At 45.2% G+C, this 20,109-nt stretch carries 19 protein-coding genes; 10 read left to right on the top strand and 9 right to left on the bottom strand.

The window, feature by feature from the left end; genetic code table 11:
* Positions 1–7: 7 nt before the first annotated feature.
* The 5 genes from rsgA to grpE all read right to left on the bottom strand — a co-directional run bounded on the left by rsgA (position 8) and on the right by grpE (position 5,685).
* Positions 8–1,138 (bottom strand): small ribosomal subunit biogenesis GTPase RsgA, encoded by a 1,131-nt coding sequence (gene rsgA / locus F6K49_RS16645; RefSeq protein ID WP_293068654.1) that lies wholly within the window; start codon positions 1,136–1,138, stop codon positions 8–10.
* On the bottom strand, positions 1,131–1,406 hold the full coding sequence (locus F6K49_RS16640; RefSeq protein WP_293026968.1) for a sulfurtransferase TusA family protein: 276 nt from the start codon (positions 1,404–1,406) through the stop codon (positions 1,131–1,133). Before F6K49_RS16640 ends, rsgA begins: the two co-directional genes overlap by 8 nt.
* Entirely contained in the window at positions 1,403–2,527 is a 1,125-nt protein-coding gene (gene dnaJ, locus F6K49_RS16635; protein ID WP_293026965.1) for a molecular chaperone DnaJ, read from the bottom strand. The genes F6K49_RS16640 and dnaJ overlap by 4 nt, the downstream gene beginning before the upstream one ends.
* 198 nt (positions 2,528–2,725) lie before the next feature.
* Positions 2,726–4,738, bottom strand: coding sequence for a molecular chaperone DnaK (dnaK, locus tag F6K49_RS16630; protein ID WP_293098405.1), 2,013 nt, complete (start codon positions 4,736–4,738; stop codon positions 2,726–2,728).
* Positions 4,739–4,887: 149 nt separating this feature from the next.
* On the bottom strand, positions 4,888–5,685 hold the full coding sequence (grpE, locus tag F6K49_RS16625) for a nucleotide exchange factor GrpE (protein WP_293038214.1): 798 nt from the start codon (positions 5,683–5,685) through the stop codon (positions 4,888–4,890).
* A gap of 616 nt (positions 5,686–6,301) precedes the next feature.
* On the opposite strand from grpE, the gene F6K49_RS16620 reads away from it, so the two are divergent.
* The 5 genes from F6K49_RS16620 (at position 6,302) to F6K49_RS16600 (ending at position 11,762) form a co-directional block, all read left to right on the top strand.
* Positions 6,302–8,308, top strand: a complete 2,007-nt coding sequence (locus tag F6K49_RS16620) for a GspE/PulE family protein (RefSeq protein ID WP_293098402.1) — start codon at positions 6,302–6,304, stop codon at positions 8,306–8,308.
* Positions 8,309–8,404: 96 nt separating this feature from the next.
* Positions 8,405–9,523: a type IV pilus twitching motility protein PilT gene (locus F6K49_RS16615; protein WP_293026952.1), complete on the top strand. Its 1,119-nt coding sequence runs from the start codon at positions 8,405–8,407 to the stop codon at positions 9,521–9,523.
* 62 nt (positions 9,524–9,585) lie between these two features.
* Positions 9,586–10,803 (top strand): type II secretion system F family protein, encoded by a 1,218-nt coding sequence (locus tag F6K49_RS16610; protein WP_293098399.1) that lies wholly within the window; start codon positions 9,586–9,588, stop codon positions 10,801–10,803.
* Positions 10,804–10,807: 4 nt separating this feature from the next.
* Positions 10,808–11,455: a hypothetical protein gene (locus tag F6K49_RS16605; RefSeq protein ID WP_293038203.1), complete on the top strand. Its 648-nt coding sequence runs from the start codon at positions 10,808–10,810 to the stop codon at positions 11,453–11,455.
* 130 nt (positions 11,456–11,585) lie between these two features.
* Positions 11,586–11,762, top strand: a complete 177-nt coding sequence (locus F6K49_RS16600) for a hypothetical protein (RefSeq protein ID WP_293098396.1) — start codon at positions 11,586–11,588, stop codon at positions 11,760–11,762.
* Here F6K49_RS16600 and F6K49_RS16595 read toward each other — a convergent pair.
* On the bottom strand, positions 11,740–12,780 hold the full coding sequence (locus F6K49_RS16595) for a saccharopine dehydrogenase-like oxidoreductase (RefSeq protein ID WP_293098393.1): 1,041 nt from the start codon (positions 12,778–12,780) through the stop codon (positions 11,740–11,742). The genes F6K49_RS16600 and F6K49_RS16595 overlap by 23 nt on opposite strands.
* 498 nt (positions 12,781–13,278) lie before the next feature.
* On the opposite strand from F6K49_RS16595, the gene F6K49_RS16590 reads away from it, so the two are divergent.
* The 3 genes from F6K49_RS16590 to F6K49_RS16580 are packed head-to-tail and all read left to right on the top strand — an operon-like array spanning position 13,279 to position 14,360.
* Positions 13,279–13,488 (top strand): DUF2997 domain-containing protein, encoded by a 210-nt coding sequence (locus F6K49_RS16590; protein ID WP_071108026.1) that lies wholly within the window; start codon positions 13,279–13,281, stop codon positions 13,486–13,488.
* Between the two features lie 39 nt (positions 13,489–13,527).
* A complete protein-coding gene (locus tag F6K49_RS16585; protein WP_293098390.1) occupies positions 13,528–13,914 on the top strand; it encodes a DUF1257 domain-containing protein in 387 nt (128 codons plus the stop codon).
* Positions 13,914–14,360: a ferredoxin gene (locus tag F6K49_RS16580; RefSeq protein WP_293098387.1), complete on the top strand. Its 447-nt coding sequence runs from the start codon at positions 13,914–13,916 to the stop codon at positions 14,358–14,360. Before F6K49_RS16585 ends, F6K49_RS16580 begins: the two co-directional genes overlap by 1 nt.
* An 81-nt stretch (positions 14,361–14,441) precedes the next feature.
* On the opposite strand, the gene F6K49_RS16575 is transcribed toward F6K49_RS16580, so the two are convergent.
* Together F6K49_RS16575 and F6K49_RS16570 are read right to left on the bottom strand one after the other, a co-directional pair.
* On the bottom strand, positions 14,442–14,651 hold the full coding sequence (locus F6K49_RS16575) for a hypothetical protein (RefSeq protein WP_293038188.1): 210 nt from the start codon (positions 14,649–14,651) through the stop codon (positions 14,442–14,444).
* 98 nt (positions 14,652–14,749) lie between these two features.
* Positions 14,750–18,889, bottom strand: a complete 4,140-nt coding sequence (locus F6K49_RS16570; RefSeq protein WP_293098383.1) for a HEAT repeat domain-containing protein — start codon at positions 18,887–18,889, stop codon at positions 14,750–14,752.
* A 125-nt stretch (positions 18,890–19,014) separates the two neighbouring features.
* Between F6K49_RS16570 and F6K49_RS16565 the strand changes: the two genes are divergently transcribed.
* Both F6K49_RS16565 and F6K49_RS16560 read left to right on the top strand, forming a co-directional pair.
* On the top strand, positions 19,015–19,146 hold the full coding sequence (locus F6K49_RS16565; RefSeq protein WP_293038182.1) for a hypothetical protein: 132 nt from the start codon (positions 19,015–19,017) through the stop codon (positions 19,144–19,146).
* Between the two features lie 262 nt (positions 19,147–19,408).
* Complete coding sequence (locus F6K49_RS16560) at positions 19,409–19,666, top strand: hypothetical protein (RefSeq protein WP_293098380.1); 258 nt, start codon at positions 19,409–19,411, stop codon at positions 19,664–19,666.
* A gap of 176 nt (positions 19,667–19,842) precedes the next feature.
* Here F6K49_RS16560 and F6K49_RS16555 read toward each other — a convergent pair whose 3' ends face one another.
* Positions 19,843–20,019: a hypothetical protein gene (locus tag F6K49_RS16555; RefSeq protein WP_293068687.1), complete on the bottom strand. Its 177-nt coding sequence runs from the start codon at positions 20,017–20,019 to the stop codon at positions 19,843–19,845.
* Between the last annotated feature and the right edge of the window lie 90 nt (positions 20,020–20,109).

Here is a 20,109-nt window from a genome sequence, read left to right as displayed (position 1 = left end):
TCATACTTCATCCTTCATTAATATCGTCTAACAGTTCATCTAGGGTCTGGTGCTGAGTACGGCGGGAGCGACGGCGGTATTTTTTTGTTTCTAGCTTGGGTTCGTATTGACGCCGACCAGAAGCTTTAATTTTTAACTTCATAGTGGATTCTATATCAGCTTTTTGGTTCAAAGCCTCTTGTCGTGCAATCACTTCTGCTAAAAAATCCAGATAATGCTGGTACCGTTCCCAGTCTCCTCGCACAGCACAGTTTGGCTCATTCCGATGTAGGCAATTACTGAATTGACAGCGGTGTTGGGCTAAACGCTCTCTTGCTTCTGGAAAGTAATGGATTAAATCCTCCGGAGTACAAGTCAAGTCAGGCTGATTGAATCCGGGGGTATCTGCCAAAAAACCACCTCTAGGCAACTCAAATAATTCCACGTGCCTAGTGGTGTGGCGTCCTCGACCCAGTTTACCAGTCACTTCTGCCACCCGCACCCTTGTTGCTGGAATCAGATAATTAATTAGACTGGATTTACCGACACCGGAAAGACCAGCCATAACGCTAATTGTCTGACTCAACAGGTCAGTCAGTTGTGCTAAACAAGTACCATTATGAACACTGATCAAGACTGGCTGATAACCCCATGCTTCCAGACGCTGTTGCCAATGCTGCTGTTGCTGTTGTGTTACTAAATCACGTTTATTCAGACACAAACATACCTTGAAACCAGTAGATTCTGCCTTCACCAAAAACCGACTCAGCTGATAAGCATCCAGGGTCGGTTCTTCCAGAGCAAAAACCACCAGAATTTGCTGAGCATTGGCGATTGGTGGGCGGTCGAGCTGGGTTGTGCGGGGTAGCACTTCGGCAATCACCCCTCGTCCACCAGCCCAGTCAGGTTCATCTACTACAACCCTGTCTCCCACCATCACCTGCTGGCCAATTTTTTTTAACCGGGCTCTACGGGTACATAAGAGGTTTGAAGGTTGTAGGTTATTTGCTTGAAGGTTATCTTCACAACCTACAACCTCCAACTTGTCAACCTTCAACTGATCTAAACGCACCTGATAGAAATTTGCCTGAACCGCCAGCACGGTACCCAGCCAAGGGGTTGACAAGTTTGATGAATTAGTGTATTCTAATTCAATCATGAAGATGCTGGTGTGGACGACGCACCTTCAGAGCAAAATAGCGATCGCGTTCTTCAACGCCCTCTATGGGGTAACCCTCCATAGTCAGACTATCAGGAACCTGTTCTATTGGTTCTCCCGGGTCGAGCCACACTTCTAATAGGGCACCTGGAGCCATTTTCTCCAGATAGAGTTTAGTGCGAACAAAGTTAATCGGGCAAGGGGTGCCGCGCAGATCCAGCTGATCATCAGGTAATGAACTCATCGCGGAAGATGCTAGTTCACTCATGAGCCAAACAACCCTCCCAAGAATCCTTCTATACCACCTTTGCCAGTGCGCTCTCCCTTAATATTCGCTAGCTTCTCTAGCAATTCCCTTTCGTCAGCGGTAATTCGAGTGGGGATATCTACCAAAATGGTGATTAGGTGATCGCCCCGACTGACTGGGTTGCCCAATTTGGGGACACCGTGATTGTCTAAAGTTAATACCGTATGGGGCTGGGTACCGGGTGGAATAGTTAATTCCTGTGGACCGTCCACTGTCTCTGCTTCGATAAGACAGCCTAATATGGCTTGTAAATAGCTAATTTTCATTTCAGACAGAATGTTAATACCATCCCGCTGAAACTTGCTGTCTTCGTTTACAAATAGATAAACGTATAGGTCTCCTGGTGGACCAGCACGTAATCCAGCATCTCCTTCTTTAGAAACCCGTAGCCTGGTACCATTATCCACTCCTGCTGGAATGGTGATTTTCAGCTTTTTGGTTTCTTGTTTACGACCAGCACCACCACAGGCTTCACACTTATCCTCAATGATTTGCCCTTCACCGTTACACGTAGGACAGACTGAGACTTGGGTGAAACTACCAAAGGGGGTACGAGTAGCACGCCGTACTTGACCTGTACCGTTACAGGTTGGGCAAGTGCGGGGTCGAGTTCCTGGCTTTGCCCCTGTGCCGTTACAGACTTTACAGGTTTCTAGGTGAGGAATTCGGATTTCCTTTTCACCACCGAATATAGCTTCCTTGAAAGCCAGCTTCAAGTCTAGTCGGAGGTCGTCACCACGCACCGGACCACTACGCCGACGACCAGTTTGCTGACCCATACCACCAGCAAAGCCGCTGAAGAAGCTTTCAAAAATATCAGCAAAGCCCATATCCCCAAAATCTGAGTAGCCTGCTCCCGCAGCTGAGGAAACACCAGCTTCCCCAAAACGGTCATATCTTGCTCGAGTTTCTGGTTCTGATAGGACTTCGTAAGCCCGGTTAATTTCCTTAAAGCGCTCTTCAGCTCCTGGTTCTTTGTTAACATCTGGGTGGTACTTCCGTGCCAAGCGACGGTAAGCACGTTTAATTTCATCTTTGTCGGCATCACGAGAGACACCAAGCAGATCATAATAGTCAGCCATAGAGCGCTGATCGGTATTCCATTTACATAGTAGGGGCTATTGTTATTCCTCAGGTTATTGCGACAAAAGCACCATGAGCGCATTTCAGCATTACCTGCATCCTATATCATTGTCTATCAAAAAAATCAGCTGATTGCCACCTGCTTATATGACCATAATGTCAAGGTCGGCTTGAGCTAGTCAAAGCAGCGAGTGAAATTATCTATCTTTTAGGGAGCTGTTGCCGTAATCAACTGCTTCGTAGTCAACATCCACCTCTAAGGTCTCATCCTCAAAATCAACCACAAATTCTCCTAGAGCATCCGGTGCTATTTGGGTGGAGTCGTTGGAATTTGACTCTTGAGCTGTTTCGTCAGAGGTAATAAATTCCGGGTCTGACCCAAGGCTAGCACTGGCGTAAATTATACCCCCAATTTCCAAGACAGTTTTCTGCAAAGTTTCAATAGCTTCTTTCACCTCCTCGACCTCAATTGAGGGGTTTGTCATTATGGTATCTAGGTGCTGCTTTTGTTGATCTGCTTGCTCCTTGAGTCCTTGAGCCTGAAGGTTAGTGCTAATCAATTCCCCATGGTCTTTGATGGTAGATTCATAGTTATATAGTAAGCCATCGGCTTGGTTTTTGAGTTGGATCAATTCCATGCGACTGCGGTCTTGGTCAGCATAGTCTTCTGCCTCACGGCGCATCCGTTCCACCTCCGCTGGACTTAATCCCCCCGTATTGGTAATCACAATACTTTGCTCTTTCCCAGTTCCTCGATCAGTGGCAGCGACTTTAAGAATGCCGTTGACATCGATTTCAAAGGTGACTTCAATTTGAGGTACACCACGGGGAGCTGGGGGAATACCAGTCAGCAGGAATTTTCCCAGGCTTTTGTTATCTCTAGCCATTGCCCGCTCCCCCTGCAATACATGGATTTCTACGGAGGTTTGTCCATCGGTAGCGGTGGAGAATACCTGGGACTTACTGGTAGGGATAGTAGTATTGCGCTCGATAATTTTGGTGAACACTTCCCCTAAGGTTTCTATACCCAGGGACAGGGGAGTAACATCCAGTAGCAGGACATCTTCGACTTCCCCGCCCAAAACACCAGCCTGAATTGCTGCTCCCAATGCCACAGCTTCATCGGGGTTAACCGAACGATCGGTAGCCTTACCATTAAAAAACCTTTTAATAGCATCCTGCACCGCCGGGATACGGGTCGAACCCCCTACCAGCAAAATCCGGTCAATCTCCTCTGGCTTGAGGTCACTATCTTTGAGCGCCTGCTTTACCGGTTCTATAGTTGCGTTAATCATGTCCCTGGATAGTTCTTCAAACTTAGCCCGGGACAACTCCATCTCTAAGTGTTTTGGTCCTGTTTCATCAGCAGTAATGAACGGCAAGTTGATGGGGGTGGCTACCATGCTAGACAGTTCAATTTTTGCCTTTTCCGCTGCCTCTCGCAAACGCTGAAGAGCCATTTTGTCTTGGGTGAGATTGATGCCCTCTTTGGCTTTAAAGTTTTCCACCATCCAGCGGACAATCACATTATCGAAGTCATCTCCCCCCAAATGATTGTTACCAGAGGTTGCCTTTACTTCAAAGACCCCATTCCCCAGTTGCAGAACTGAGACATCAAAGGTACCACCCCCCAAGTCAAACACCAAGATCAGCTGGTCTTGATCCAGCTTATCTAAGCCATAGGCAAGAGCAGCAGCAGTCGGTTCGTTTATAATGCGCAACACTTCCAAGCCAGCAATGGTACCCCCATCCTTGGTGGCTTGTCGTTGAGCATCGGTAAAGTAGGCAGGAACTGTGATCACGGCTTGAGTTACTGGTTCCCCAAGAAAGGTTTCAGCATCAGCCTTGAGCTTTTGTAAGATCATGGCCGAGATTTCCTGAGGGGTGTAATCTCGACGCCGAATCTTGACATCTACGGTCTCATCACGACCCTTAACACAGGTATAGGGGACACGGGAACGCTCTGTAGCGGTTTCATCCCAACGACGTCCGATAAAGCGCTTGATACTGTAGACACTGTTTTCCGCATTGGTCACTGCTTGACGCTTGGCCAGTTGACCCACTAGGTGCTCCCCTGATTTGCCAAATCCGACAATACTCGGTGTGGTTCGCCCACCTTCCGAGCTCGAAATGACTATGGGTTTACCTCCTTCTAAGACAGCAACACAACTATTGGTTGTGCCTAGGTCGATGCCAATAACTTTTCCCATAGGGTTGCGGGTTAAAGGTTATGTTAAGTTATTTTACTTTGATTTTTTGTTGAGTTGGTCAAAATAATAGAACTTCCCTTGGTGCTAAGTCCCTTTTGGTAGGATGATCTCAGACTGACACCAAAGGAAGCTTAACCAATCAATGGCAGCTAATTTTCTGGCTCAGCAGACTTCTGAGCTTCCGAGGTTTCCTGTGGTTCTACCGCAGCAGCTACTTTCACCATAGCGTGACGTAGCACCCGCTCCCCAAGGAAATAACCCCGCATTAGCTGTTCTATCACCACTCCTTCTGGATATTCATCCGTTGGTTCTCGCATAACCGCTTCGTGGAGATTGGGGTCAAACTCTTTCCCTTCTGGTCGCATCGCAGCAACCCCAAGGCGCTTGAGACTGTCTACCAGCTGTTTATAAACACCTTGATAGCTTTTGTGAATCGACATTTCCCCATCATTTTGAGGCTTAATTTGGGTACGCGCCCGTTCAAAATTATCTACTACTGACAATAACTCCGTGATGGTGTTTCCTTTAACTTGATGTTCCAAGTCTTCTTTTTCTTTAGCTGACCGTTTGCGGAAGTTCTCAAAATCTGCCGCAATCCGGATGTATTGAGATTTAAAGGAGTCACATTGCTGAGTTCGCTCTTCTAGTTGAGCTTTCAGAGCCTCATTTTCCTGCTTGATGGTTTCTAGAATTTTGGAATCGTCCTCGGTAGGGGATTCATCGGTTGTTGCTGCTTGAGCTACCTCGGTCTGGGCTTCTTGGTCGTTGGGCCCTGACTCAGATGCTTCAGCAGCAGGGGATTCAGTTGGTTGTGCGGCTGTTGGGTTGACCTCTGAGTCAGAGGCTACGGCTACCGCTTCCGCCTGAAGATTATCTTCGAGTACCGTGGTGGACTCTTCATTTGTCTGCTGCGAAGTGTTATCTGACTGTTTTGCTTCGTCAATCATGCTCCACTCATCCCAATTCAATAGACTGCTAGTTTATCTATAATTTCTTACTAGCCAACCAATTTTCCAGCAAATTTTGTAAACTAACCTAGTTAAGTCTAACGACTATACCATGGGTTTATAAGCTCATTGAGAGTTGTTGCGACCTCAGACTACTTACCTCAACTGTCTGGTCTTCCAAGCCCTCCGTCAGCAAAAATGCTGGTCAAGGACAGGGTCGCCGATCAGATCCTTATGGCCTGTACCCTTACTTGCCCACCGACTGTGGTTTTTCCACGGACTGTCCTTGATGGCGCTACTTCCGTTGCCTGGTCTTGTTGCATACTTTTGCTGGTCTTGTTGCATAGTTGAATGTTGTGGCTAAATCAGTCATTAATCAAAATCTAGCATCTGAGATTGTGAACCACCTTGATGGATTAGGGGTTGATAATAATTATACAGCGAATGAGTTGGCTGAGTTTTTATGATGTATAATGTGATATTTAGCTACGACAAATTATCCGAGTCCGTCAATCTAACTAAAACGTAAAAATAAGGGAGTGGCTGCCACTCCTATGTTATTTAACATAAGGCTTTTGGGAATACTGTGTAAAGTAAGGAGACTTCCTATTCCGTCATGACTTACTCCTCATCTCAACGACGCGCCCTAGTAGTCCGTAACGATTTTTCTCCCTTTGGCAATAAACTGATTCAGGCTGGTTACGTTAATGCTGACCAGATGCAGGAAGCTTGGCTGGAAACTCGCAAGTCCGGAAGACCCCTGACGGAAGTCATCGAAGCAATGACCGGACGTCAGTTACCACCGGACTTGATCCGCCAATACAAGAAACAGCAGTTGTTTGAACTGAAAGTTCTGTTTGGTGTTGAGTCTCTAGATCCCGAAATTAGTGATATTTCTACTCAGCAAGTCGGTGGCTTGATCGAAACCCTGATTCCTATTGATATTTGCCGTCGCTATCACCTGCTCCCGATATCTAAGCATGAAACTGAGCCGCCATCGGTTTTGGTGGCAATGGTTTCTCCTGATGATCTAGAAGCCCAGGATGATTTGAATCGGATTCTACGACCTCAGGGAATCAAGTTGCAACGGATGGTAATCACTAAAGAAGACTATCAGCAAATCATTAGTCAGTATCTTGACGATCAGTTGGCACGGCAAAAGCAATTAGATCAACAAAAATCCGTAGATGTAAAGGAGGATTTAGAGAATTTAGGCTCATTTGAGAGTTTACAGGATGCCCCAGAGGAAGCGGAAGCAGACCTAGATTCTTCTTTGAATGAGGCCGGGGGAGCTCCAATCATCAACCTGGTTAACAAAATCCTGGCTAAGGCTTTACAAGAAGGGGTTTCTGACATTCACATTGAACCCCAAGAGGATCAGTTGCGGGTGCGCTATCGCAAAGATGGTGTACTGCGTCAAGCCTTTGATGCCTTACCACAGCGAATACATACAGCGGTGGCGGCTCGTTTCAAAATCATGGCAGATCTCGACATTGCGGAAAGACGCTTACCCCAAGACGGTAAAATTCGGCGTATGTTCCAGGGGCGGAAAGTTGACTTTCGGGTCAATACCTTGCCCAGTCGTTATGGGGAAAAGGTGGTTCTGCGGATCCTAGATAACGAATCCACCCAGTTGGGGTTGGATAAGTTGATCACAGACCCAGACACCTTAGAATTGGTCAGGGAAATGGCTAAGCGTCCCTTTGGATTAATCTTGGTGACGGGTCCGACGGGATCGGGGAAATCAACAACCTTGTATTCAATACTGGCAGAACGTAATGACCCTGGCGTGAATATCAGTACTGCAGAAGACCCGATTGAGTATTCCTTACCTGGGATTACCCAAGTGCAAGTTATCCGGGAAAAAGGCATGAATTTTGCCTCAATTCTACGAGCCTTTCTGCGCCAAGACCCGGACGTGATTCTGGTGGGTGAGACCCGAGACAAAGAAACAGCTAAAACCGCGATTGAAGCAGCTTTGACTGGTCACTTAGTATTGACTACTCTACACACTAATGATGCGGCTGGTGCGATCGCTCGTTTAGATGAAATGGGTGTTGAACCCTTCATGGTTTCTGGTGCCTTGCTGGGAGTGTTAGCTCAACGATTGATGCGGCGTGTTTGTTCCAATTGCCGCATTTCTTACCAACCAAGTTCTGCGGAACTAGCGCGCTATGGTTTATCATCCTCTAGAGAAGGGGGGATTACCATCTATCGCGCCAATACCCTCACACCGGAGCAAATTGCTGAAGCTAGGGCACAAGGTACACTCTGTAAAACCTGTAATGGTATTGGTTACAAAGGACGGGTTGGTGTTTATGAAGTTATGCGCATCTCTGAAAACCTGCAAGCCTTAATCAACGAAGGTGCCCCCACGGAGGAGATTAAGGAAGCTGCTGTAGAGGAAGGGATGATCACCATATTAGCCTATAGCTTGAATTTGGTAAAGGAAGGTTACACCACCTTTGAAGAAGTGGAACGAGTAACCTTTACTGATTCCGGCTTAGAGGCAGAACTCAAAGCTAAGCGCAAGAGTTCTCTAACCTGTGGCACTTGCTCAGCTCAATTACAGCCGGAGTGGCTAGACTGTCCTTACTGTATGACACCGCGTTTTCAAAATTAATTTAGTTATTAGTATATTGTTTGAACAATTGGCTATTTTATTTTGACTAATGACTAATCACTAACGACTACTGAGGTTTTTAAGGGAGACAACATTATGGAACTGATGATTGAAGACTTGATGGAGCAGATGATTGAGATGGGGGGGTCAGATATGCACATCCAAGCGGGTGCGCCAGTCTACTTCCGCGTCAGTGGTAAACTCCAACCCATTGATGACCAAGCCCTGAACCCTCAAGCCTGTCAGCGATTGATTTTCAGTATGCTTAACAATTCACAGCGTAAGGAATTGGAGCAAAACTGGGAACTTGATTGTTCCTATGGTGTCAAGGGGTTGGCTCGTTTCCGTGTCAATGTTTACAAAGAACGGGGTTGCTATGCGGCTTGCTTGAGGGCGTTGTCTTCCAAGATTCCTAACTTTGAAAAATTGGGTTTACCGGATGTGGTGCGGTCGATGAGTGAACGACCAAGGGGAATGGTATTGGTCACCGGACCCACGGGTTCTGGGAAAACCACTACCCTAGCAGCCATGATTGACTTAATTAACCGCACTCGGGCAGAACATATTCTGACAGTGGAAGACCCGATAGAATATGTGTTTCCTAACATCAAGAGCTTGATTCACCAACGTCAAAAAGGTGAAGATACCAAGAGCTTTGCCAATGCCTTGAAGGGGGCACTGCGGGAAGACCCGGATGTGATTTTGGTGGGTGAAATGCGGGATATGGAAACAATTGCTCTTGCTATTTCCGCAGCTGAAACCGGTCACTTGGTATTTGCAACGCTACACACTAACTCAGCTGCTCAAACTGTAGACAGGATCATTGATGTGTTCCCATCTGGACAGCAAGCTCAAATCCGAGCTCAGCTGTCTAACTCTTTGATTGCAGTATTTAGTCAATGTCTAGTACCGAAGAAAAATCCTAAACCTGGTGAGTTTGGTAGGACTATGGCTCAGGAAATCATGGTAGTGACACCAGCTATTTCTAACCTGATCCGGGAAGGAAAAACTTCTCAAGTTTATTCTGCTATCCAAACCGGTATGAAATTGGGAATGCAGACCCTGGAACAAGCTTTAGCGAATCAGGTTAAATCTGGCTTGATCTCTTTGGAAGTAGCACTTAGTAAAAGTTCTAAACCCGATGAATTGCAACGTATCCTTGCTGGTTCTGGAGGGATGAATGCTAAGGGCGTTAGAGCGAAGGCGACTCGCTAGTCTAGAGGAAGCAACTACTCTTATCATAAAACTTGCGATTAGACTTAATCTAGAAAAAAGCCATGCCTACTTTTATTGCTCAAGTTCGGGACAAATCAGGCAAATCCAAAAAACAAAAAATTGAAGCTGCTACTCCTGAACAAGCCCGCAGCATCCTAGAAAATCGGTATTCTGCTGTTGGCAGCGTCAAGAAAAGCTTAGATGTTAGCTTTAGCCTGTCTGACCTTTCCGAAAAATTTACCAATGTCACGATCAAAGACAAAGCGGTCTTTTCTCGTCAGTTTGCCGCTATGGTTAATGCTGGTGTGGCTATCGTCCGCTGTCTTGGGGTATTAGGGGAACAGTGTTCTAATCCTAAGCTGAAAAAGGCTTTGATGAACATCAGTGGCGAGGTCCAACAAGGAACTAATCTATCGGATGCTATGCGTAAGCATCCAGATTGTTTTGATACTCTTTACGTGAGTATGGTTCAGGCTGGGGAGGTTGGGGGTGTGCTTGATGAAGTGCTCAACCGATTAGCTAAGCTGCTAGAAGATATGAATCGGCTGCAAAACCAAATCAAATCAGCTATGGCTTACCCTAGTGTGGTAGGTTTCTTAGCCCTACTGGTTTTTCTGGCAATGACGATGTTTCTGATCCCAATCTTTGCTGGTATATTTCAAGATTTAGGAACGGAATTGCCAGCTTTAACTAAGTTTATGCTATGGTTGAGCGGCATCCTTAGAAGTTGGAAAGTATTGATTCCCATTGCTGTTGTAATTGTATTAGTTACAGCTTTTAAGTATTACTATAAAACCCCAATGGGGAAGTTGCAAATTGATGCTTTGCAGTTGAAAATTCCCCTGTTTGGTGAGTTGAATGAAAAAGGCTCTGTAGCTCGCTTTTGCCGAGTGTTTGGCTCCTTAACTCGTTCGGGAGTACCGATCCTGAATTCTTTAGATATTGTAAGAGATACAGCGGGTAACCAGGTAATTGCTAATGCTATTGACTCAGCTAAGTATGAGATTCAACAGGGTGGGATGATTAGCCTGGCCTTACAACGAGAAAACGTTTTTCCTCCTTTAGCAATTCAAATGATTAGTATTGGGGAAGAGACGGGGGAGTTGGATTCTATGGTGATGAAAGTTGCTGACTTCTATGAAGATGAAGTCGAGCAAGCGGTTAAAGCACTAACTAGTATCTTGGAACCAATTATGATTGTAGTTTTGGGAGGCATGGTTGGTGTGATCTTGGTATCTATGTATTTACCAATGTTTAAAGTGTTTGACACTATGGGCTAATTCGATGCCTGTTCAGAAATCTGATTACGAAGCTTGGCTAGCAGAGTATAGTAACCATGATGGTGCGATCGCACTCCTGAAATCCTATCGACCTTACCTGGAAATGATTCCTAGTATGCGCCGACCTTACGAGAGTGTGATCACCATTCCCTTGCCAGTAGTGAGAATTCGTCACTCGCCATCCTCCTTAGGGCATAAAAGTGTTAGCCATGGCACTGTTACCGAAGCGGTAGGTTTGCCCTGTGATCTAGCTATGGTAATGTGTGATCCGGAATGGAAAGTCAAGATGGAGATAGAGATTCTCCTATTCATCCATCGTCCCCATGAAGACTTTTCTGACTTGCTCAGTCGCTGGCGTCAGACCCAAGTTTTACTGGACAAAGACTATGAATGGCTAATGCCTCCTGGCTATCAACACATTCTCAGTGATGGCGTAAACCGTATCTATCCCCTCTTTGTGGTTTTCCCAGAGACACCCCAACGGATTCAGCGAGGCTTACTAGGGGCTAGTTTACCATTTGTGGTACAAACGACCGATACCATTAGTCTGGAACAGGATGAAAAATCCAGCTTAGTTGAAAAGGGTGAGGAGATGGGGAGATGGGGAGATGGGGAAATGGGGAAATGGGGAGATAGGGAGATGGGGAGATAGGGAGATGGGGAGATAGGGAGTGTGGGAGATAGGGAGTGTGGGGAGATTTTGATTAAGGGTAATTATCAGGAAATTATTTTAGTATAGCGTTTTTCTCAGCTATAAACAGAAGAGGGCTCGCCCAAAGGTGGTGCGTTACGGGGCGGACTATCCCAACCCGGGCGTTGAGGCGGAAAATCATGGGCTTTCCGCCCCTAACGCACCCTACGCACGATTCCCGATTCCCGATTCCCGATTCCCGATTCCCTACTCCCTACTCCCTACTCCCTACTCCCTACTCCCGACTATTTCACAAACTGCGGCATGACTTCAGCAGCAGTCAATAGACCATAAATCCCTTTGTGATGTAGGGAAACTCCAGCTTTTAGATAGCCAAAGGCGGGACCACAGACATTAGCCGCCATGCTGGTTTCATCACCAAGGGTAAAGGTGTGAGTGGAAATCTTACCCTCAAAGGTGCGACCTGTGATTTGGACATTGGTACTGAGGGGTTTTTTAGGATTGCGGGTATCCACGACACCACCAACAGAAACGCGATCGCGTGAGCAAATCCCTGCTAGTTCCAGCATCACATCATCAGCATGTTCCATATTCTCTAGGCTGATGATGCCTTGGGTTTGATCTAATAACGCTTCGACTTCAGCATCACTCATGGCTTTGGCTCGTTCTACATCATAACCGGGAAGGTGAGCAATATCTTCTCGAATGGTGGCTCGATAGGCTTCCCAGTTAGCAATCCCTACCCCAAAGGTAATGTTGACACTGTGAATCTCGGCATAGCTTTGAGATGCGATCGCAGCAGCAGCGGTCAATAGTCCTGGTGTAGCACCGCAGCCAGTCATATAGGTAATTCCAGCGGCTTGCAATTCATCTTGGAGTTGCAACAGTTGCTCTACAGCACTAGTGCGCTTGAGAGCATCTACTAACACTCCCTGCCAACCGGATTGAATAAATTGCTGAACCACCGATGCCATAAAGGTATTGGGTAAATTTGGCAGTGCTAGGAAATATCCATCTACTGTCGCGTTTTGGATTAAGTCTTCGATACTGTTGCTACTTAAAGTGCCACCTGGTTCTACATAACCCAATGAACCTTGGGATTGGTAGGTCTGGATACAACGGTCAGGATTTAACCCAGCTGGGTCATAAACATAACCTTTGCGGTCAGCTGCTGCTACCCAAAGCATTTCTCCCTTAGGAGCTAAAACTCTGGTAGCGGCTTGACCTAATCCCCCAAAGCCTAAAACCCCTACTCTGATTCGCTCTAATCCATTGGGATTAGAGGTTTTGGGGTTATTTATACCTCTGACTTGCTTTTCACTCATAACTTATAGACTGTTTCGCCCAACTTTAATAATTCATACTTCATACTTCATACTTTGCCCAGTACCCTCAATTCTCTATATTTTGTTAATCTCAGCCGTCAGCCGTCAGCCGTCAGCCGTCAGTAGTCAGCCGTCAGCCGTCAGCCGTCAGCCTTTAGCTGAAAACTGAAAGCTGAAAGCTGAGAGCTGATAGCTGATAGCTGATAGCTGATAGCTGATAGCTTACTTGTTAATAAACCATTTTTGGGTTACACCACCCCTTGACTATTCCCTAAAGTTACGAGAAACTTACAAAATATTAAAGTAGACACTCGATTTACTATAAACTTATGTTAATGTTGTTTGCGCCATGATCTAAATTATTATCATTTGATTAATGACCAGCTATAGCACTGGTCAGTGATCAGTGATATCAATCCGGGATTAGATACTCCTGGACTGGTGCAACAACCGGTGCCACAACCTCTAAATAGGCATAAACGGAGCACTAAGGCGACTATGGAAACATTAGAGTTTGTAATTTATCCAGATGGTCGAGTCCAGGAAAAAGTCACTGGGATCATCGGAGCATCTTGCGCAGAGGTAACAGCTGCTATTGAAGCTCAGCTAGGACGAGTCGTATCTGTTGAGAAAACATCAGATTACTTCGACCAAAAGCTTGAACTGTCGGCAACAGCGACAACTCAAGCTACGGTTAGCCATTGGTAAATTTGTGTTCCAGTTAGTAAATTAGTTTAATTACCAAACATGTCTCATTTCAGCACTATCAAAACCCAAATCCGTAACCGTTCATCCCTAGAAACTGCTTTAAATGACTTAGGGATTGATTGGCAATCTGGTCCTAGCCCTGTGCGCGGTTATCAAGGCCAAACTCGCACTGCTGAAGTAGTGATTGAGCAAGAGAATGACTACGACATCGGTTTTAGTTGGAATGGTAACGCTTACGAACTAGTTGCTGATTTTCAGTATTGGCAACAGCCTTGGTCTGTAGATGGTTTCCTACAACGGGTAACCCAGCGTTACGCTTACAACACAGTAATTAAGGAAACTGCTAAGCAAGGCTTTGAGGTTGCTGAGCAACAAGATAATAAAGATGGTTCAATTCGTCTCGTGGTACAACGCTGGAGCGCGTAATGTCTGAGTTCTCACCGACGCCAGAGCGTTCGGGTTTAGAACCAGAGTTAGGGGGTGTCTTTCGAGATGCTCCAGAGCGGTCTGGTTTTGAGCCAGAGCTAGGGGGTATTCTGCGACAAAAAGGTGTTTACGTTGATGAAATTACCTGCATTGGCTGTAAACACTGCGCCCACGTCGCTCGAAATACGTTTTACATGGAAGCCGACCACGGTAGATCCCGGGTTTTTCGGCAAGATGGCGACCCAGAAGAGGTGATACAAGAAGCGATAGACACTTGTCCAGTAGATTGTATCCACTGGGTTGATTACACTAAGCTTAAAAATCTAGAAGACGAGCGACAATATCAGGTAATTCCTAGAGCAGGATTGCCTATTGAACCAAGTGTTGTGGCTGCCAAAATTAAGGAGAGGAAGCTGGCAAGGAAGCGTAGGAAAAAACGTACCTAGGCTGAATGCGATCGCGTAGCGTGACCAAAGGTCAATCGCTAATATTAATTAATCCTCGATGGCTTAGAGCCGTTGGGGGTTTTATGTCGTGTTATCGCAATGGTTGGATGTTAGGGAGTAGGGAGTAGGGAGTAGGGAGTAGGGAGTAGGGAATCGGGAATCGGGAATCGGGAATTGGGAATCGGGAATCGGGAATTGGGAAATGCGATCGCGTCCTTCAAAACTAATTCCATGAGTAGGATGATTAGCAATGCGATCGCATCCAACAACAACGATACTGTAAAACTGCAAATTTTTTTAATGTAGCATAACCATATCTTAATTTATAAGAAAATCAAAAATGCTTTAGATCTCTTTCCTACTACTCCCTACTCCCTACTCCCTATTCCCTATTCTTCGCCTACGACCAAATCCCACAGCACATCAATACCTCTGCCCACATAGTCGGAATGATGGTGTTGTTGAATCCATTCAATCACAGTAGGAAGAATATGATTGGATGTTTTGCCCAATTTAACCAAGGCTATGACTGCCCTGTGATGCACATTAGACTCGGAATTCCCAAGCATTGCTAGTAGAGCGTTGACTACGGTGTCTGAGCTGTTGCCCAATTTATCCAAGGCATCAGCTGCCTCCCTACGCACATTAGAGTTATTATCCTTTAGTAGTTCTAGTAGAGGCTTCACTACGGTGTCTGAGCTGTTGCCCAATTTACCCAAGACATTAGCTGCCTCCCTACGCACATTAGAGTTATTATCCTTTAGTAGTTCTAGTAGAGGCTTCACTACGGTGTCTGAGCTGTTGCCCAATTTACCCAAGACATTAGCTGCCTCCCTACGCACATTAGAGTTATTATCCTTTAGTAGTTCTAGTAGAGCGTTGACTACGGTGTCTGAGCTGTTGCCCAATTTACCCAAGACATTAGCTGCCTCCCTACGCACATTAGAGTGATTATGCTTTAGTAGTTCTAGTAGAGGCTTGACTACGGTGTCTGAGCTGTTGCCCAATTTACCCAAGACATTAGCTGCCTCCCTACGCACATTAGAGTTATTATCCTTTAGTAGTTCTAGTAGAGGCTTGACTACGGTGTCTGAGCTGTTGCCCAATTTACCCAAGACATCAGCTGCACTACTACGCACATCAGAGCGATGATCCTTAAGCAGTGCTAGTAGGCCGTTGACTACGGTTTCTGAGCCCTTGCCCAATTCAACCAAGGCATCAGCTGCACTACTACGCACATTAGAGTGATTATGCTTAAGCAGTGCTAGGAGGCCGTTGACTACGGTGTCTGAGCTGTTGCCCAATTTACCCAAGGCATCAGCTGCCCTACTACGCACATTAGAGCGATCATCCTTAAGCAGTGCTAGGAGGCCGTTGACTACGGTGTCTGAGCTGTTGCCCAATTTACCCAAGGCATCAGCTGCCCTACTACGCACATTAGAGCGATCATCCTTAAGCAGTGCTAGGAGGCCGTTGACTACGGTGTCTGAGCTGTTGCCCAATTTACCCAAGGCATCAGCTGCCCTACTACGCACATTAGAGCGATCATCCTTAAGCAGTGCTAGGAGGTGGTTGACTACGGTGTCTGAGCTGTTGCCCAATTTACCCAAGGCATCAGCTGCCCTACTACGCACATTAGAGCGATCATCCTTAAGCAGTGCTAGGAGGCCGTTGACTACGGTGTCTGAGCTGTTGCCCAATTTACCCAAGACATCAGCTGCACTACTACGCACATCAGAGCGATCATCCTTAAGCAGTGCTAGGAAGCCGTTGACTACGGTTTCTGAGCCCTTGCCCAATTCAACCAAGGCATCAGCTGCCCTACTACGCACAAAAGAGTGATTATCCTCAAGCAGTGCTAGTAGGCGGTTGACTACGGTGTCTGAGCTGTTGCCCAATTTAACCAAGGCATCAGCTGCCTCCCTACGCACATTAGAGTCATTATCCTGAAGCAGTGCTAGGAGGCCGTTGACTACGGTTTCTGAGCCCTTGCCCAATTTAACCAAGGCATCAGCTGCCCTCCAACGCACAAAAGAGTCATTATCCTGAAGCAGTGCTAGGAGGCCGTTGACTACGGTTTCTGAGCCCTTGCCCAATTTAACCAAGGCATCAGCTGCCCTCCAACGCACAAAAGAGTCATTATCCTGAAGCAGTGCTAGGAGGCCGTTGACTACGGTGTCTGAGCTGTTGCCCAATTCACCCAAGGCATTGACTGCACTACTACGCACATCAGAGTCATTATCCTTTAGTCGTTCTAGGCATATTTCAATTACCTGATCTTTTTCCCCTAACTCAGCTCGATACTTTAGCAATCGCCACTCACCAATTAAATCCGTTCGCGTAGCGTGACCTACGGTCAATCGCTGTTTCAACAATTCCAATACCTGTGCTTGAAAATCCGTTTCAGACAAACTGCAAATTATTTGATAAACCTGCTTGCGAATATTATTACCAACCCGATCATCACTACTCACCTCCAACTTAACTAACCGCTCTAAAATCTTTTGCACTAACTCAGGATCAGCACCACGCAAATTATTTGGATCTTCCGCCAAACACTTACCAGCTAACAACAAATCCCGGTGCAACCACTGCTCATAGTCACTATTATTATTCAAAACTGCCCGAATTGCCATCGCCGCATTTTTGGGTTTTTGTTGTGCTATTAGCAATAGTAACACCTCGCGCCAGTGGTAGTCATGCAAATGCTCCCGAATCGGAGCTAAAACAATCTTAGAATCTCTATCATTATCCGCCTGATAGTCAATCTCTTGAGCACACAAATATTCCTGAAAGGTTTTATGGACAAACCCATAACAATCTTGCCCTTGCTCATTCAACAAACCGGTGCGCTCCCGAATCAATTCTACAAATCGTTTTGCCTCTTGCTCGGCCTGATGAAGCTTCACCTCCTTCATGGTTTTAATCTGCTGCTTCAACTGATCAATCAAATCATCTTTGTCAATTAAAGTACCACTGTCGTTATCTTCAACATTTCCCTGGGTATGAATGCAATAACCCAAAGATTCCATCAACCGGCGTAAATCATCCAAACCCAAATAGGTCAACCATTTATCTCTACTTAACTCTTTATTAGCATCCCAAGAGGTTAACAAGGTTTCCACTGCCTTGTCATAAAGCTTATGGCGCTCCTTGGGCAATACTGCTTGATACCGATGAATTAACGCAATAATTGTCAACAATAACGGATTCCGTGCCAACAAGGTAATCCGGTCATTATCATTCAGCGCCTTTCGTAAACTTTGCTTGCGCCTTTCGGCTTCTGCTTGGTCTTTAAACCGACTATTATACCAGTTCTCAATAAAAGCCGAAATCTTATGGTCATCAAAGGGTTCAATTTGATAGTGGGGAAAGTCCTTAGTGCGGAAAAAGTCCCGTCGATAACCAGCGGGGCGAGAGGTAATAATCGCCCGATTTCTGTTAAACTGTCCTAAAAAATTATTGATGCGCCTGACCACATCATTCCGTTTAGCGTCTTCTGTTACTTCATCCAAACCATCCAGCAATATCAACGCCCTACCATCAGACAACCAATGGTCAAAAAATCCCACTGGTATGGTGTTGACGGCCATGGTTTTTTCAGCAAACATCCAGGCATAGTCGATCAGGCTTTTATCTGGATGTCTCACCAAGTCTCGTATCCTAATTAAAATCGGTAGCCAGTCCGTATCACCATCTAATCCCAAAACCTCAGCTTTGCTCTGAGCTAACATTACGGCAAAATAACTCATCAACGTGGTTTTACCAGAGCCTGGCGCACCTAATATCACTACTCGTCTTGACTGATTTTGACTCAACAATTGATCAGCCAAAAATTTCCTAGGAGTTGTCTTTTCCAACAGCGCCCTTTCTGGTTTTTCACCACTTGCCTCTGCTAACCGATCCAATGCCAAATCCCTAGGATTTGACACGTCTTCCACCACATCTGGCATTACAAAAATATGGGCTAATTTATCATATTTTTCTACTTCTTGACCAGCCACAGCAATACCAGCAAATTTAACATCATCAAAATACTTGGCTAACTGTTGACAATAATCCTTTTTAGCTGCATAATACTTAGTATAAATAGGAGTCTGCTGAACATAAGCATTAATAAAATTTTCAAGCCAAGGCTTAATACGCTTTTGATTTAGTTTAATTTTCTTGGTTTTAGCTTGGTGTTGAAATGCTGTGATTAAAATATCCAGCTCAGGCTGACCTTGATTTATAAACGGTTTATTTAATTCTTCCAAAACATCCGAATTACTAAAATAGTATAACAAAAAATTATTAGATCCATTCCAGCCATACGGGGGAGCTTGAAAAAATAAGCGATCTTGAATATCGAGTTGTTTTTCCCATTCATTAACTGCGTCTTTTCCCGCTTTGATAGCTTCTTTTATCTTGGGTTTAGTCAGGTTTTGATGTATCATTTTACCTCTTTCTTCCGCTAAACCACCTAAGAAAGATGACACGATTTTTGGGATTTCCAAACTAGCCAAAAGTGACAATAATAGTTTAAACATCGATATCTAATTATTTTATTCAATTATTTTAATTGTAGTTCTGGCTTCAGGGAATTGATAATTCTCTAAAAGCTATATATTTTGTTACATGATTTTGATAAATGTTAGAGGAAGCAATAGTAGCTATGAGCTACTGGGGTAAAGCACTTCCTTTAATTTTTAATTCCGATAAAAATACGAGGATCAGGAAATATCCCCTACGCGATCGCTTTGAAATATACCCGACCAAAAAATTTGTCATAGTAGCGATGCTCTAAGCTGCTACGCGATTAAGCGATTATGTGATCGCACTCCTCAATTATAATACCTCACCCCTAATTTATCATCCGGAAAAAACGCGATCGCTAAAAAATATACCCTTAAAAAAACGCACTTAGTACAAACTTAAGCTCAAAAAATAATAAATAATCTAATTTTTTTAATTAATACCCTCGGATTAAAAAAAATAAAAAATACTTGACAAAATAAATAATTATTTATTAACATAAAAATGTCGCTAATACAACAGCAAAAAACATTATGGACATCGAAAACTTTCTCCCAAATTTTGAGTATAATCCCAACAATCCTAATCTCCCTGAATTATTTGGCCAACCCCAGCCAGGACGGGAGCAAATCAAACATATATTGATCGGTTCTCCCAAAACTGTGCGGGTCACAATCTATAATCTTTATGGCCGTGGCTACGCCCAAGTTCATGAGTGGAGCACTCCTCAACCTACCGGAAATCCTAGTGAGGTGATCAGTATATTGATTCGACATCTGTTGGTAGATTAAGATAGCAAGTTGCCAGGGATGCCAATCCCTGTCTTGATGCAGTCGCTCATGGGGGAAACCCCCAAGACCGCGCTGCATCGCTGGCGACAGGTCAAAACTCAGGAGAAAGTACGACGTCTTAAGTCTAAGACCTAAGTTAGTATGTTGTTGATTTGGTGAACACATAGTCAAGGATCCTAGGGCTCTTGACTATTACAAAAAATAATTCGGTCAAGCATTGGAATTAACCAGAACTTGACCGAATTTTTTTTGTTGAGGGAACAGGGAATCGGGAACAGGGAGTAGGGAGTAGGGAGTAGGGAATCGGGAATCGGGCAGTAACGCACCACTGGGTCAAGCAGCTTTAATGACATGCACTCACATCACCCACAGCACCCATAGTGATAATGCAATAGTTTTTCTAACTTCCCACGCTAACCACTCATATCACCCCTGGTGTTAAT

The organism is Moorena sp. SIO3I6 (genome assembly GCF_010672095.1).
This window is presented reverse-complemented; position numbering and strand designations above follow the sequence as displayed.

Bases quoted from the DNA above. Each gene is read 5' to 3' on its own strand.
- rsgA (WP_293068654.1), bottom strand. From the start codon at position 1,138: ATGATTGAATTAGAATACACTAATTCATCAAACTTGTCAACCCCTTGG.
- F6K49_RS16640 (WP_293026968.1), bottom strand. From the start codon at position 1,406: ATGAGTGAACTAGCATCTTCCGCGATGAGTTCATTACCTGATGATCAG.
- dnaJ (WP_293026965.1), bottom strand. From the start codon at position 2,527: ATGGCTGACTATTATGATCTGCTTGGTGTCTCTCGTGATGCCGACAAA.
- dnaK (WP_293098405.1), bottom strand. From the start codon at position 4,738: ATGGGAAAAGTTATTGGCATCGACCTAGGCACAACCAATAGTTGTGTT.
- grpE (WP_293038214.1), bottom strand. From the start codon at position 5,685: ATGATTGACGAAGCAAAACAGTCAGATAACACTTCGCAGCAGACAAAT.
- F6K49_RS16620 (WP_293098402.1), top strand. From the start codon at position 6,302: ATGACTTACTCCTCATCTCAACGACGCGCCCTAGTAGTCCGTAACGAT.
- F6K49_RS16615 (WP_293026952.1), top strand. From the start codon at position 8,405: ATGGAACTGATGATTGAAGACTTGATGGAGCAGATGATTGAGATGGGG.
- F6K49_RS16610 (WP_293098399.1), top strand. From the start codon at position 9,586: ATGCCTACTTTTATTGCTCAAGTTCGGGACAAATCAGGCAAATCCAAA.
- F6K49_RS16605 (WP_293038203.1), top strand. From the start codon at position 10,808: ATGCCTGTTCAGAAATCTGATTACGAAGCTTGGCTAGCAGAGTATAGT.
- F6K49_RS16595 (WP_293098393.1), bottom strand. From the start codon at position 12,780: ATGAGTGAAAAGCAAGTCAGAGGTATAAATAACCCCAAAACCTCTAAT.
- F6K49_RS16590 (WP_071108026.1), top strand. From the start codon at position 13,279: ATGGAAACATTAGAGTTTGTAATTTATCCAGATGGTCGAGTCCAGGAA.
- F6K49_RS16585 (WP_293098390.1), top strand. From the start codon at position 13,528: ATGTCTCATTTCAGCACTATCAAAACCCAAATCCGTAACCGTTCATCC.
- F6K49_RS16580 (WP_293098387.1), top strand. From the start codon at position 13,914: ATGTCTGAGTTCTCACCGACGCCAGAGCGTTCGGGTTTAGAACCAGAG.
- F6K49_RS16570 (WP_293098383.1), bottom strand. From the start codon at position 18,889: ATGTTTAAACTATTATTGTCACTTTTGGCTAGTTTGGAAATCCCAAAA.
- F6K49_RS16565 (WP_293038182.1), top strand. From the start codon at position 19,015: ATGAGCTACTGGGGTAAAGCACTTCCTTTAATTTTTAATTCCGATAAA.
- F6K49_RS16560 (WP_293098380.1), top strand. From the start codon at position 19,409: ATGGACATCGAAAACTTTCTCCCAAATTTTGAGTATAATCCCAACAAT.
- F6K49_RS16555 (WP_293068687.1), bottom strand. From the start codon at position 20,019: ATGTCATTAAAGCTGCTTGACCCAGTGGTGCGTTACTGCCCGATTCCC.